This is a genomic window from Roseobacter sp. OBYS 0001, from assembly GCF_019654895.1.
In the GTDB taxonomy this organism is placed as follows: Bacteria; Pseudomonadota; Alphaproteobacteria; order Rhodobacterales; family Rhodobacteraceae; genus Roseobacter; species Roseobacter litoralis.
This window is the reverse complement of the sequence record NZ_BPES01000018.1, coordinates 44,928-58,406: the sequence shown is the minus strand read 5'-3', so window position 1 is coordinate 58,406 and position 13,479 is coordinate 44,928. Positions and strand designations below refer to the sequence as shown.

General features: G+C 56.7%; 11 protein-coding genes. 9 read left to right on the top strand and 2 right to left on the bottom strand.

All coding sequences use genetic code 11. From position 1 onward, the window contains the following. Positions 1-197 precede the first annotated feature (197 nt). Positions 198-2,156 carry an acyltransferase family protein gene (locus K5Q35_RS21355; RefSeq protein ID WP_220801285.1) on the top strand — a complete coding sequence of 653 codons (1,959 nt, stop codon included), beginning with the start codon at positions 198-200 and terminating at the stop codon, positions 2,154-2,156. On the opposite strand, the gene K5Q35_RS21350 is transcribed toward K5Q35_RS21355, so the two are convergent. Continuing rightward, positions 2,128-3,294: a nucleotide sugar dehydrogenase gene (locus K5Q35_RS21350; RefSeq protein ID WP_220801284.1), complete on the bottom strand. Its 1,167-nt coding sequence runs from the start codon at positions 3,292-3,294 to the stop codon at positions 2,128-2,130. The genes K5Q35_RS21355 and K5Q35_RS21350 overlap by 29 nt on opposite strands. 401 nt (positions 3,295-3,695) lie before the next feature. Between K5Q35_RS21350 and K5Q35_RS21345 the strand changes: the two genes are divergently transcribed. The 4 genes from K5Q35_RS21345 to K5Q35_RS21330 all read left to right on the top strand — a co-directional run bounded on the left by K5Q35_RS21345 (position 3,696) and on the right by K5Q35_RS21330 (position 7,225). Continuing rightward, positions 3,696-3,956, top strand: a complete 261-nt coding sequence (locus K5Q35_RS21345; protein WP_220801283.1) for a hypothetical protein — start codon at positions 3,696-3,698, stop codon at positions 3,954-3,956. Then, positions 3,953-4,168 (top strand): hypothetical protein, encoded by a 216-nt coding sequence (locus tag K5Q35_RS21340; RefSeq protein ID WP_220801282.1) that lies wholly within the window; start codon positions 3,953-3,955, stop codon positions 4,166-4,168. The genes K5Q35_RS21345 and K5Q35_RS21340 overlap by 4 nt, the downstream gene beginning before the upstream one ends. A gap of 9 nt (positions 4,169-4,177) precedes the next feature. Beyond that, the gene (locus K5Q35_RS21335) at positions 4,178-5,968 is read left to right on the top strand and encodes a sialate O-acetylesterase (RefSeq protein WP_220801281.1); all 1,791 of its coding nucleotides are present in this window, start codon (positions 4,178-4,180) and stop codon (positions 5,966-5,968) included. Positions 5,969-6,373: 405 nt separating this feature from the next. Then, positions 6,374-7,225: a capsular polysaccharide synthesis protein gene (locus tag K5Q35_RS21330; protein WP_220801280.1), complete on the top strand. Its 852-nt coding sequence runs from the start codon at positions 6,374-6,376 to the stop codon at positions 7,223-7,225. Positions 7,226-7,287: 62 nt separating this feature from the next. Here K5Q35_RS21330 and xrtD read toward each other — a convergent pair whose 3' ends face one another. After that, on the bottom strand, positions 7,288-8,892 hold the full coding sequence (gene xrtD, locus K5Q35_RS21325; RefSeq protein ID WP_220801279.1) for a VPLPA-CTERM-specific exosortase XrtD: 1,605 nt from the start codon (positions 8,890-8,892) through the stop codon (positions 7,288-7,290). Between the two features lie 244 nt (positions 8,893-9,136). Here xrtD and K5Q35_RS21320 point away from each other — a divergent pair, with 244 nt between their 5' ends. From K5Q35_RS21320 to K5Q35_RS21305, 4 genes are all read left to right on the top strand, one after another. Further along, positions 9,137-10,558, top strand: coding sequence for a mannose-1-phosphate guanylyltransferase/mannose-6-phosphate isomerase (locus K5Q35_RS21320; RefSeq protein ID WP_220801278.1), 1,422 nt, complete (start codon positions 9,137-9,139; stop codon positions 10,556-10,558). Positions 10,559-10,891: 333 nt separating this feature from the next. Next, complete coding sequence (locus K5Q35_RS21315) at positions 10,892-11,512, top strand: VPLPA-CTERM sorting domain-containing protein (protein ID WP_220801277.1); 621 nt, start codon at positions 10,892-10,894, stop codon at positions 11,510-11,512. Between the two features lie 395 nt (positions 11,513-11,907). Beyond that, positions 11,908-12,606, top strand: coding sequence for a VPLPA-CTERM sorting domain-containing protein (locus tag K5Q35_RS21310; protein ID WP_220801276.1), 699 nt, complete (start codon positions 11,908-11,910; stop codon positions 12,604-12,606). A gap of 200 nt (positions 12,607-12,806) precedes the next feature. Continuing rightward, positions 12,807-13,448, top strand: coding sequence for a class I SAM-dependent methyltransferase (locus K5Q35_RS21305; RefSeq protein ID WP_220801275.1), 642 nt, complete (start codon positions 12,807-12,809; stop codon positions 13,446-13,448). Positions 13,449-13,479: the final 31 nt, after the last annotated feature.

Below are 13,479 nucleotides of genomic sequence, written 5' to 3'. Positions count from 1 at the left end.
AACAGACCTGAGCTTCAAAAGCCTTCATATCCATCGCCGCAACTCTCATTCATACAAGGTGAACGTCAACAGCCCCTAAAAACGCACATGTTTTTACTTTTCGTAAAGGCGGGAACAATATACGCAGAGGCGTGGCCTTTGTCCTTAAAGGGCGGCTGCTGAATTTTCTCTTGGCAAACGCTTCAAAGGTTTTTCACATGAAATACCGCGCTGAAATCGATGGGCTACGGGCCATGGCCGTGGTGCCTGTTGTTTTGTTTCACGCAGGCGTTCCGATTTTTTCGGGTGGGTTCGTTGGGGTCGATGTCTTTTTCGTCATCTCGGGGTTCCTGATCACCTTCATCCTCATCCGTGAACTGGACGCGGGCACCTTCAGCCTTATCAATTTCTACGAGCGGCGCGCGCGGCGTATCCTGCCGGCTCTGTTTGTGGTCATCGCAGCCTGCCTGCCTTTTGCTTTCATGCTGCTGGTCCCGCAGGATCTCAAGGATTTCGGGGAGAGCGTAGCGGCGGTCGCGCTGTTCTCGTCTAATGTGCTTTTCTGGCAGGAAAGCGGCTATTTCGCCTCTGAGCTCAAGCCTCTGCTCCACACTTGGAGCCTTGCGGTGGAAGAGCAATATTACATCCTCTTTCCCCTGTTTTTGATGATTACATGGCAGTGGGGCAAGAAAATCACGCTGGCTTTGTTGATCGTGGTCTTTGCGCTGAGCTTACTGGCGGCGCAGGTGCTGGTGACAAAGGATGCATCCTTTGCCTTTTTCATGCTGCCCACGCGCGGGTGGGAATTGCTGGCGGGTTCTTTCGTGGCCTTTGCGCTGCAACGGTATCCTGATTTGCCGGGGTCAGCCTGGCTGGCGCAGGCGGGCAGCCTTTTGGGGCTGGCGATGGTGCTTTACGCGATCTTTGTCTTTGATGCGCAGACCCCCTTTCCCAGTCTCTACACAATGGTGCCGGTTCTGGGTTCTGTCCTGATCATCCTGTGCGCCCGACAGGGAACAGTGGTGCATGCCCTGCTCTGTCAGCGCGCTTTCGTAGGGATCGGGTTGGTCAGCTATAGCGCCTATCTGTGGCACCAGCCGCTCTTTGCCTTTACCCGCTATGCCAATGCGGGGCATCCGCCGGGGGTGATCATGGCCGGGCTTGTGCTGGTGACCTTCTTGCTGGCCTATGCAAGCTGGCGCTGGGTCGAAACACCGTTCCGGATCGCAAGAGGCGCCCCGGAGTATATCGACCGCACCCGGATCTTTGGCGCCAGTGGGGCCATGCTTGCGGGGCTTGCCGCCCTTGGCATCACGCTACACCTGAAGGACGGCTTGCCTGCGCGTTATTCACCCCTGAAACAGGATTTGTTCGCTTCCGCGACCTCCTCTCCCAGTCGCGGGCGCTGCCACAACGTCGCTCTGCCGCAGGACGCGTGCCATTATAACGGCGACACGCCCACATGGGCCATTATCGGCGACAGTCACGCGGTGGAGCTGGCCCATGGGCTGGCCGGAGCGCTACAGCCACAGAAAAAGAGCCTTGCACATTTTTCTGCCTCCGGATGCGGCCCCCGCTTTGGCATGGACACGGGCGACCCCTGCAGCCAATGGGCAGCGCGGGGCATGAAACATCTGCTGGCGGATGATACCATCGACACGGTTGTCATCTCTTATCGCATCGCCGCCTATCTCAAAGGCAATCATGAAGGCATCTACCCCTCTCTACCCAATGACGTGGACGCCCGGACCCGCACGAAGGTCTGGGAGGCCTATGTTGCGATGATGCAGGCGCTGGTCGATCATGGCAAGACCGTGCATCTGGTCCTGCAGGCCCCCGAAGTGCCCGCACATATCAACCAGATGGTGCGCCGTGCCGGACCTGGCGCGGGGGCACCCAACAAGCTGTCGCTTGCGGGCGTGCCACGTGCATGGTGGGAGGCGCGCATGGCCTATGTGCTGCAGCGGCTGGATGACATCCCGGACGCCGTGCATATCCATGACCCGGCGGCAACCTTTTGTGACACATCACACTGCTATCTGAGCCATGACGGGCGGGCGCTCTATTTTGATGACGACCATATCTCGATCACCGGGGCAGCCTTGATCGCAGACCAGATCGTCAATGCCCCGCAGAGGGCGGCTGGGCTCAATCCTCCCCGGACAGATCCCGGGTAAAGACCTTGTCGGCGACGTCTTCGAGCGCGGCTTCGCGCCGGTTGGCGACGATCACGTCGGCCTCGCGTTTGAAGACCTCCAGATCACGTTCCACGCGCGAGTTGAAGAAACTCTCTTCAGGCAGGTGGGGTTCATAGATGATCACCTCGATGCCCTTGGCGCGGATGCGTTTCATGATGCCCTGAATGGAGCTGTCGCGGAAATTATCCGACCCGGCTTTCATCACCAGCCGGTAGATACCCACGACGCGGGGTTCTTTGTCGATGATCCGGTCAGCCAGAAAATCCTTGCGTGTGGTATTGGCATCCACAATGGCGCGGATCAGGTTCTGGGGCACATTGCTGTAATTGGCCAGCAGTTGCTTGGTGTCTTTCGGCAGGCAATACCCACCATAACCAAAGGACGGGTTGTTGTAGAAATTCCCCACCCGCGGGTCGGCACTGACACCCGAGATCACCTCGCGGCTGTCCAGCCCCAGCGCCATGGCATAGCTGTCGAGCTCGTTGAAATAGGCCACCCGCATCGCAAGATAGGTATTGGCGAAAAGCTTGATCGCTTCGGCCTCTGATGCCCCCGTCAACAACACCGGCACATCCGTCTCATCCGATGCCGCCAGCATCATATCCGCGAATATCCGCGCGCGGTCTGAACGCTCGCCCACAACGATCCGGCTGGGATGCAGGTTGTCATGCAGCGCGCGGCCCTCGCGCAGGAATTCCGGGGAAAAGATCACCTGATCAGTGTCCATCTCGGCACGCACCCGGTCGGTAAAACCCACGGGGATCGTCGATTTGACCACGATGGTGGCGGTGGGGTTCAGGGCGATCACATCGCCAATCACGGCCTCCACCGACGAGGTATCAAAGAAGGCCGTCTGCGGGTCGTAATTCGTGGGCGTCGCCACGATCACGTAATCGGCACCCTCAAAGGCGGCGGCCTTGTCCAGCGTCGCGGTGAGGTTCAAGCCGCCTTGTGCGAGGCGCGCCTCAATGTCGGGGTCCATGATCGGGGCCTGCCCGGCATTGAGCGCGGCAACACGGTCCGCATCCAGATCAAGCGCGACCACAACGTGGTCCTGCGCCAGCAGAACCGCGTTGGACAGACCCACATAGCCTATGCCTGCAACCGCTATCTTCATATGTCCCGTTCCTTGTTTTTCCTGCGAGCCTCTGAAAGGCGCACGTCCTGCGCGCCTTCTAAGGAGAATGCACCGGTTTCGCACGCGAAATCTCGGATTTCAAACCTTGCGGTGCAGTATTCTGCGTCAAAGCTGACGCACCCGGTGCTGTCTGAAATCAGGGGTTTCCACACGTTGGGTGATATTTGATCCCCGAGGCAAACCGCGACATGCCTTAACAAGAGGTTGCGCCACCGTCTGGTCTGTTAGCGCGCCGCTTACCCCGCCTTGCGATGCTGCGCGGATATTCCGGCAATGACAGACGGGCCGTCCTGCGCCGCCCGCAGCCCTGCCGCGCGGGCAGAGGCAAACGGCCCACGCCCGGATTTCACCGCCGCCCTACCCCCCGAAAGGACCACACCATGGCATGGAACGACAGCACGACCCCCTTTGATATTGACCCCGGAGAGAAACACCACCGGCCAATGACCATCGTCGTGGAACCAAATGGCGGGTCTGCCCAGATCCAGTTTCGCGACAGCGGTGGCAACTGGGTCACGCCGGATGCGGCGGAGTACACGCTGACACAAGCCGGCCCCACCCGAGTGGAGCGCGCCAACACACCCCCCATCAGGATCATCGCCACGGGTGCTGCAAAATTCGAAGTGACGCTGAACACATGACGCCTGCGCCTCTGCCGCTGGGGCCCCTGACCACATCCTTGCTGTCGCGCATGGTGCAGACGGGTCTGTCTGACGTGCAAGGCGCGACCCCCGGCCTGCCCCTGACAGTAAGTTTTGGGGATGGATCGGTGCAGATCACCCCTCAGCGCCCAGCCCCCGCCGCCGCGTTCACCGCCCTTTTTGGCGACGCCACCCTCACGATCACCCCTTAAGGAGGCGACATGCCCGACAATTTTCTCATCGTCCCATCCGCAGATGTGCAGGGGGGCAGGCTCACCACGCTGAGCAATGCGATCTCGACCACCGATCTGAACCTGACCGTCACGGCGCTGGCCAATGGCACCGAACTGGTGGTCTACCAGCTCAGCACCGGCGTGACCGGCACGCCGCAGGCTGTGGCGCAACCGCGCGAGACCCATGTCTTTGCGCTGATGGGCCAGTCCAACATGATCGGGCGCGCCGCTTTTGATGGCGGCGCGAAATGGCCCGAAGGCACGCTGCAGATCGGGCGGGGCGGGGACGAGGACGGCGCCATCATCCCGGCCCGGAACCCGAGCGACGGGCCTGCAACCTCGCGACCGTTGGCCCATGGCAATCCGACGCCGGGGGACATGGGGCTCGATATCCAGTTTGCCATCGACTATCTGGTCGACAAGCCGAACGTCACCTTGCTGTTTATCCCTTGTGCGCAGGGCGGCACGGGGTTTTCAAACGGGGCGTGGAACCCAGGCGATGGGCTTTATACCGATACCGTCGCCCGGATCAACGCGGCGATGACCGCCAACCCCGGTTTCCTCTTCAAAGGCTTTCTGTGGCATCAGGGCGAGACCGATGCAGGCGTCCCCGACACCTATGCAGAGCTACTGGATACCATGATCCACTCCCTCCGCAGCGATGTGACCACCGCCGATGCCACAACGCCCTTTATTCTGGGTGGTCTGGCTGCAGGAGACGCCGCCCGCGACGCAATTACAGCGCTGATCGCCACCACCCCGGACCGGGTGGCGCATACGGGCTTTGCTGCGGCGGACGATCTCAGCCTTGCTGATGCCAACCACTTTGACGCCGCCGCCCTGCGCTCCCTTGGAGCGCGGTATCAGGCTGCGCTGGCTGCGGCACAAAGCAATACGACCGCGGCCCCCACCGCGCCCGGCAGCGCGCAAATCACGGATTACCTGATCGAACGCGACGCAGGCACCGGGTTCACCCCGCTCGCTGATGGCGTTTCAACAGATCGCAGCTACAGCGATATCGGGCTGACCAACGGTGTGCTTCACCGCTGGCGGGTGAGCGCTGTCAGCAGCGCAGGCACCGGGCCTGCCTCAGCGATCATCTCGGCCACACCTGTCGCCGCGACCCTGCCGCCCACAGGCCCGGCACCCGAAGCAGGTGCCACGGCGCATTGGCTTTTTGGCGATGATAATCCCACCTATGCCGATCTTGTCAGCGGACGCATCGCAACAGGCCCCGCCCATGCCCTGTCGGCTGGCTACATGACCAGCCCTGCGGGCGTGATGCAGGGACGCGATACGGGTATTGCCGAGGCGGACGCGCAAACCATGTGCTTTGTCTTCCGGCTGGCGGGCAGCACGAACTCCATGATCGGGGGGACGCTCACAACATCGGGCAGCAACGGCGTGTCGCCCTATACCGCCGGACCCACGAGCATCTACGCCAACATGCGCGGTGGTTGGGGCAATCCTGCCGTCACGACGGCATCCCCCTATATGACCGATTTCGTCTTCGTGGCGGTCTCCAAGAACGTGAGCACGCGGGACTACGTCATCTTTGCCGGTGCTGCATCAGGCCATGAGGCTCTGACAGCCACCTCAAACCAGACCACCTCACCGCGCACAATCGGGATCGGCAACCTGCATTTCGACCGGGCCAATTTCAGTGGTCAGATCTCAATCGCCGAAGCCATCGTATTCGCAGGATCACGCAGCGTGCCGGAACTGGAAGACATCTATCACCGCACCGCACCCGCCTCGCGGCACGCGGGATGGTCTTAGTGTAGGCGAGGCCTAACCTACTAGCGTTACATGCCGATGCTGAATTCACAGTTCAGTTATAAAAGAGAAGATGTCGTCGCAAAATTGGATCAGATTAGTCTGCTGTGATCCCTAGAAACGTCCTCTTTTTTGGTTAGATTTTTCCGCTAGGTTTTCCTTGGCTGGGAGAGGAGCGGGAACGCAAGACAGCATCTAAGTTCACGGACGCGCAGAAGGCGTTCATCATCAAACTGGAACACTCAGGTGGGGCTGATCAAAAGTATAACACGTACAAAAAATTTAAATAAACTGATTGTAATCGCCAAAATGAAATAGTTAAGGTTGAGCTAATGTTAATATGCTCTACGATGTCTGTGTAGCAGAAATCACCCTTAAAGACTTACCACATAAAGTAACATTGTCTTAATGAATAGAAAACAGCACTTTCCAAAAAAAATATGGTGTGCTTGGCATCAGGGCCTTGATCACGCCCCCAAACACATTCAAAAAATTATTCAGTTATGGCGCGAGTTTAATCCAGACTATGAGTTGACTGTCTTTGCGGATCCGGAGACCTCGGAGATATTAAGGAGTGAGGGTATTGAACCATCACTCCTAACCCCACAGGTTAAAGCAGATATATTGCGGTCCTTAATGTTGAAAAAATATGGTGGCGTGTGGGTTGACGCTACCCTTTTGCCAACGCGAAGTTTGGACGAATGGCTGTCGCCGATAATGCGCGAAAGCACATTCTTCGCCTTCACTTCCAGCGGGGATCCAGATCTCATAATGCAAAACTGGTTTCTTGCGGCCCAAACCCATTCAGTACTGATGGCACGGTGGTGTGACTTTTACCTGAATTATTTCAAATCGCCAAGAAGCTTGCATTCTTGGAAGAAGGCCCTGTTTTATCTCAAGCTGACAGATTATTTTCAATATACGAAATTTAATAAAACAGGCTGTCGGACATGGTTTGCCAACCCCGAAGAAGGCCGTGGTTGCTTCTTTTATCCTTACGCCATACATAATTACCACCTTTCTTTCCTGATCAGAACTGACCCTGAAGTAAGACGCGAATGGGAGGCGTGCTTGACTCTATGGCATCGGCTTCCTCAAATGATACAACGCGCATCTTGTGATATCGACACGTCACCTAATGATTTAATCGCGGAAATGACATCTTTTCTTGAGCTTTCACCTGTTCACAAACTCAACTACCGAGACAACCGTTTCCTAGCAGTTGTAGATACGGTGCGGTCACAGATTGGGCCTCAATAACTTTTTGCCAAGTTGATCTATCTAAAAAGTTGCCCAGAGTTTGATCATTCCAGTCAGGGCATTCACCCGCTTGGAATGAACCGTTCGATGGGATCTTGAAGTTTGCGTAGCACTTCGAGCAAACGCGCCTCGGCCATTGCGTCGTCTTCGCGTGGGTCCATCAGGGTCGTTAGGCGGATCATCGCACCGTCGGTGCGGCCTGAGGTGATGCCGTCTACCATCAGCCAGAACTTCGCAGCGAAATCCCATGCGATCCGGCGCTCTTTCTGCTGGAACCAGTAATAGACCATCATGCGCGTTTCACCCTTTTGAATGATGGCGCGGTTGATCTGGAAAGGTACATCAGTGTCCATTGCTTCTGTAATGTCACTCCGCTCCAGCCAAGCGATTTCCCAACCGGCACCGGGAAGACATATCTCGGGGCTGTGCACGCCGCCGTCGCTCTGATCGTCGTACCAAGCCATGAAAAGGCCAACGCTATGCGGATCATCAGCTTTTACCAGATTGATCTGGTGATAGTCATCTGCCCCCAGCGTGCTTGCAACGCTCTGTGACAACATCTGGCGCGGGCCCTGTTGGCGCCATTCGCCCAAGGTGCGGGGGAAAAGCGCAAAGCTGTCACGCTCGGGCGCGAGGCTGCCGCGATCCGGCACCGCCTGCAACGCAAGCACACCGGCCAGCATCAGCGCAGAGACTGACACCAGCGCCTTGGAAGGCTGAATGTACTGAAGGCGCCCCAGCTGCGTGCCCAGACCGGAGGTATCCAGATCAAGCGCGTCAACCAGCGTCGGGCGGTCGGGATGCAGAAACAGCATCAGCCAGGCCAGCCCGAACAGGATAAAGATACAAGCCAGAAAGATCACCCAGCCCTCAAAGAAGTGGGTAAAGCCGTCCAGCCATTCGACCCCGTAATACTGCACGATGACACCCGCCACGGCGATCCGCACCGAATTCATAAAGATTGCGATCGGCACGGCGGCCAGCAGTAAAAAGACCTTGTGCCATGCTGGCCCTTTATAGAGCGTGGCGAAAATATAGGAAAAACTCATGATCGGGAACATGTAGCGCAGCCCCGAACAGGCCTCGGCCACATGCAGCTTCATGATGCCCAGATCGATGATGTTGCCGTCCAGAAACACCGGCACGTCAAACAGACGCAGCATCCATACGCCCAGCTCGGAGGAAACGAACTGCAGGTAAGTTGTTGTTTTATAATAGACCACACCGGGCAGCGGCAGCATGTAGACCAGATGCACGACGCCGGGCCAGAAATGTTTGCCCGTGTCCCAGCCCCAGCTGATCAGCAGCACGCCCCCGACCCAAAGGATCAGCGCATAGGCCACGATATCGCCAATGCCGGCCATGATCCCCAAGGCAGCCATCACCAGCGACAGCGTCACCAGCGCCACACCGGGCCAGCGGTTGCGATAGACATCCGGGTTGATCGGGTAGTCTTTTAACTGTTTGAGAAACAGAAATGCCGAGAGTACGGGAATGAGCGGGCCATGGCTGTATTCGGGAAGCTGCCATGCCTCCAGCAGGGCGTCGATCCCGTCGGCGAAAAAGATACCGGCGCCGATTACGGCCACCAGCAGCCAGAACACGCCCCAGTTCAAAAACGCCGCAAAGCCGCCCCGCACCGAGGTCTGAAAATCAGAGGCCGACATAAAAATACTCCCACACACCCAAACACTGGCACTTAATGGCACCGCAATGGCAGGTTTTTGCGCTCATTTCCATAGTATCATACCCCGCCTGACGAAAATATGATGTTGATGGGAACTCTTTAACGAATGACCCTCTAAAACCGGGTTAATTGTTTTGGAGGTCCCGGACGGCCGTCCGGCTAACGTCTTGAACCGGGCTTTGAAACCTGAAAAGCAGTCAGCAGTTGCAGTAAGGAGCGCCCCCATGAGCACGATCACCCCTGTCCTGTTATGCGGCGGCTCCGGTACGCGGCTCTGGCCTCTGTCGCGCAAATCCTACCCCAAGCAATTCGCAAACCTGCTGGGGGATGAGACCCTGTTTCAGGCCTCTGCCCGCCGACTTTCGGGTGCAGCCTATGCGCCCCCCGTGGTGGTCACGGCCTCTGATTTCCGCTTTATCGTGACTGAGCAATTGCAGGGCATCGGCATCGACCCCGGCGCGATCCTGATCGAACCTGCGGGGCGCAACACTGCCCCCGCCGTGCTGGCCGCCGCCTGTCATATCGCCGCAAGCGATCCCGACGGGCTGATGCTGGTGGCCCCGTCTGACCATGTGATCCCCGATGCGCAGGCGTTCAGTGCAGCGGTCAACGCCGGGGTAACCGCCGCGCAGGCCGGGCAACTGGTGACCTTTGGCATCACGCCGACGCAGGCCGAAACGGGCTATGGCTATCTGGAACTGGTGGACCCCCCTCAGGGTACGACCCCCGCGCCGCTGAAACGCTTTGTCGAAAAACCCGACCAGACCCGGGCCGAGGCGATGTTGAAAGATGCGCATTTCATGTGGAATGCCGGCATCTTCCTGTTCCGCGCCAGTGACATCATTGCCGCCTTCAAAGCCCACGCAACCGCTTTGTTAGAGCCTGTTTCCAGTGCCTACGCGCAAGCCAAGGCAGATCTGGGGTTCCTGCGGCTGGACCCGGACAACTGGGCCCGCGCCGAAGATATATCCATCGATTATGCAGTCATGGAAAAGGCCGACAACCTCAGCGTCGTGCCGTTTTCAGCAGGCTGGTCTGATCTGGGCGGCTGGGACGCGGTCTGGGCCGAAACCGGACCGGATGCGGAAGGCGTTGCTACCTCAGAGAATGCCACCGCCATCGACTGCCACGACACGCTGCTGCGCTCGGAAAGTGCTGCGCTCGAGGTCGTGGGCATCGGGCTGGAAAACACCATCGTCGTTGCCATGCCCGACGCGGTGCTGGTGGCGGATAAATCCCGCGCGCAGGACGTGAAACTGGCCGTGGCCGCGCTGAAAGAGAAATCCGCGCTGCAGGCTGAATCCTTCCCCAAAGATCACCGCCCCTGGGGCTGGTTTGAAAGCCTCGTGATCGGCCAGCGCTTTCAGGTCAAGCGCATCCATGTGCATCCCGGCGCCGCCCTGTCGCTGCAAAGCCATCACCACCGGTCTGAACATTGGATCGTGGTGGAGGGCACCGCCAAAGTCACAGTGGACGAGACGGTGAAACTTGTCAGTGAGAACCAATCCGTCTACATCCCGCTGGGGGCCACGCACCGCATGGAAAACCCCGGCAAAGTGCCCATGGTCTTGATCGAAGTGCAGACCGGCAGCTATCTCGGCGAAGACGACATCATTCGCTACGAGGATGTTTACGCACGCGACTGACGGCCTGCCCCGGTCGCTGCAGACCCCCATGATGGATCCTGGTGAAACGAATCACCTGTGGTCCATGATCTCTGCTGAAAAGTGAAATCTTGCAGATACCTCCCGTTTGGCGTGTATTCGCCGACGGGACTGCGAGGTCATTCTGGCTCCTTTTGCCATTTCTCCGCATATTTTCCGGCTTTTTCATGGTTTTATACGTCACGTATCCTTTGTAATTGTTTTAAAATTGAGTTATTGAATTAAGACTTTATTAAGTTCCGGATCAGTTGTGATCGGGTTTTATATCAGTACATCCGATGCCCGTAAGCGGCGCGGGTATATGAGGAGTGAGACATGAAATTTACGAAAACCCTTTTGGCGGCGACCTTCGCACTTGGAGCCACATTGACCGGTGCCAGCGCGGCGACATTGAACAACGGTGGGTCGGTTTGTGAAGGACCAAACTCTCTGCTTCCGCTGGGTGTGAGCTGCGACGCGACATTTGGCGATGGCGGGCAAGCCAATGGCCCGACAGTCAACATCAACTTCAGCGGAACCGGCTCAGGGGTCGTCTTTGGTGGTATCCGTGGTCTGGACAACAATAGGTTCCTCGACGTCTTCAACTTGCAGGGCCCCGGCGAATACCGACTAACATTGTCGAGCATTCGTATCACAGACACCAATCGCAATGTGCAAACCCCGGAATCTCCGTTCGATGCGACTTGGATGCTTGGTACCTCAACGATTGGTACGATCAGTAACCTCGTAAGCCCTGAGGTTTATTCGCTTACCACAGTGGTTGATCTGTCTACATTAACAACATTCAGTCTAGATGCTTCTGGTGGCGCGACTGATGGAAATGTTATGGAATACAGGCTCGATATCGCGGCAGTACCTCTTCCAGCTTCGGCATTTCTGCTGATCGCCGGCATCGGTGGTCTGGGCGCGATGCGCCGCTTTGGCCGCAAGTCCTGAAGCACTCCGTTATCTGACTTTAAAAGGGCGCCTCTTGGGCGCCCTTTTTCTTTCTGGTGGCATGATAGGAGGACGCCTCGCGGCTTTGCATCCTGCTTCTGATACGCGCCCTTTTTGCGGATATCGCGCAAACGAATCACCTTGCGCCCAAGAAAACGATAAAAGTGAAAAATCGCAGCGGTGCTCGCATGGCGAGTATTTGCCGAACCGGAACGGACCAAACGGGAAACTAAATCGCCGTAGGTGGTCTTATTTTTTGGTTAACGCGCCGCTGAGACTTTGTCATTCCTCAAACTTATCGATATAAATAAACTCAGGCATTCGCGTTATTTGCGCGCCTGATTACCAGTTTTTGTCGCGGCGAAAAGCTGCCCGACATCTCAAGGAGTACGAATATGAAGCTGACGGCAATTCTGATGGCAGCGACATTCGCTGTCGGTGGAAGTTTCACTGCAGCTAGTGCAGCGACCATGACATCGGGCGCGACGAATGCAATATCAGGAAATATCTGTGAAGGGGGTGTGCCGCCGATTGACGGTGCTTGCCCTGCCGATCACAATCTTGGTGACTTCGGAACGAATTTCAACAAGGTAAAGATCAGTCTCGACGGTGATGCCACCATCTGGGGCGGTGTTGCCCACCGCGACAACAGCAGCTCGAGCGCGCTGCGGTTTGTTGATAACTGGACCATGAATCTGGGCAGCAAAGTCTTCAAAGTCACGTTTAACTGGCAGGTCAAATATGCCCGGACAAACCCGAACTTTGATGGTCAGATCGTCGTGGGCGATACGCTTTCGGGGAACACCATCGTCGGCGGGAGCAGTTACGATTTCACTACCGGACCAAAAGACAACCCCGTCAGAACCTCTGGCTCAATTGATCTTGGAGAGTTGACCGGAGACGGCCTGTTTTTCTCCGTCGATCCGATTTTCGGTCAGTTCGCGACGACAGCCGACCGAAGCACCCACGAAGTCGGCACATGGGATCTGCAGCTGATAGAAATCGCTCCCGTGCCTCTGCCTGCCTCTGCACTCCTGCTGATTGCCGGTCTCGGTGGTCTGGGTGCGATGCGCCGCTTTGACCGTAAGGCTTGAGCCTCTTTTCAGAGCCGCGACGTTATGTATATGAAGCAGAATATTTTGTAGTTTTAGACAATTGCCATTCATCTGTCAGTGCTCATGGATAGCGCAACCCCATGTTGTCAAGTGACAAACTTGTGTATCGGCGTCAAAAAATTTACAATCACAGTGCTAGCGTCTGGGATCTAATTACTAATATAAAATAGGTGCTAGACATGGGCTATTTCATTTTTCATAGAGTGTCCAAACTGAAACTATGGTTTTCGCGACGCTCCCGCGCGCGGCGCGCCGAGAAATTCATGGCTGTCATGGATATAAAAGGCGGTGAGCGAATCGTAGATCTTGGAGGGGCACCCGAGTTCTGGGACAATGTTTCTGCAGTAATGAATATCACTATCTTAAATTTGCCTGGCTACAATCCGCCCTATGACGGATCGTCGCATCACAAAATTACCGTACTTGAAGGAGATGCCTGCGCTGCTCCCTTCGCCGACCAAAGTTTCGATATCGCATTCTCGAATTCAGTAATCGAGCATGTAGGAGGCGAAGAAAATGAGAACCGTCTCGCATCTGAGGTTCATAGGTTAGCGCCAGCACATTGGGTCCAAACTCCTTCGGTGTGGTTTCCCATCGAAGCTCACAACAACATGCCGTTCTGGTGGTTTTATCCTACTCCTGTCAAAAAAGCCTTCATGCGCAGTTGGCGACGTCGCTTGCCAAAATGGGCGGAGATGATCGAAGGAACAGTCGTAATACCGAAAGTGCGTATGCGCCAGATGTTTCCAAACAGCAATATGATGGTAGAGCGCAGTGGTGGCTTCGTAAAATCCTATACCAGCTACAAGCGAAAAACGTAATAACTTATGCGCCACGGGTTCTTCCCAAATT

What these genes read in the sequence shown, in the direction of transcription:
- K5Q35_RS21355 (WP_220801285.1), top strand. Translation starts at nt 198, where the DNA reads ATGAAATACCGCGCTGAAATCGATGGGCTACGGGCCATGGCCGTGGTG.
- K5Q35_RS21350 (WP_220801284.1), bottom strand. Translation starts at nt 3,294, where the DNA reads ATGAAGATAGCGGTTGCAGGCATAGGCTATGTGGGTCTGTCCAACGCG.
- K5Q35_RS21345 (WP_220801283.1), top strand. Translation starts at nt 3,696, where the DNA reads ATGGCATGGAACGACAGCACGACCCCCTTTGATATTGACCCCGGAGAG.
- K5Q35_RS21340 (WP_220801282.1), top strand. Translation starts at nt 3,953, where the DNA reads ATGACGCCTGCGCCTCTGCCGCTGGGGCCCCTGACCACATCCTTGCTG.
- K5Q35_RS21335 (WP_220801281.1), top strand. Translation starts at nt 4,178, where the DNA reads ATGCCCGACAATTTTCTCATCGTCCCATCCGCAGATGTGCAGGGGGGC.
- K5Q35_RS21330 (WP_220801280.1), top strand. Translation starts at nt 6,374, where the DNA reads ATGAATAGAAAACAGCACTTTCCAAAAAAAATATGGTGTGCTTGGCAT.
- xrtD (WP_220801279.1), bottom strand. Translation starts at nt 8,892, where the DNA reads ATGTCGGCCTCTGATTTTCAGACCTCGGTGCGGGGCGGCTTTGCGGCG.
- K5Q35_RS21320 (WP_220801278.1), top strand. Translation starts at nt 9,137, where the DNA reads ATGAGCACGATCACCCCTGTCCTGTTATGCGGCGGCTCCGGTACGCGG.
- K5Q35_RS21315 (WP_220801277.1), top strand. Translation starts at nt 10,892, where the DNA reads ATGAAATTTACGAAAACCCTTTTGGCGGCGACCTTCGCACTTGGAGCC.
- K5Q35_RS21310 (WP_220801276.1), top strand. Translation starts at nt 11,908, where the DNA reads ATGAAGCTGACGGCAATTCTGATGGCAGCGACATTCGCTGTCGGTGGA.
- K5Q35_RS21305 (WP_220801275.1), top strand. Translation starts at nt 12,807, where the DNA reads ATGGGCTATTTCATTTTTCATAGAGTGTCCAAACTGAAACTATGGTTT.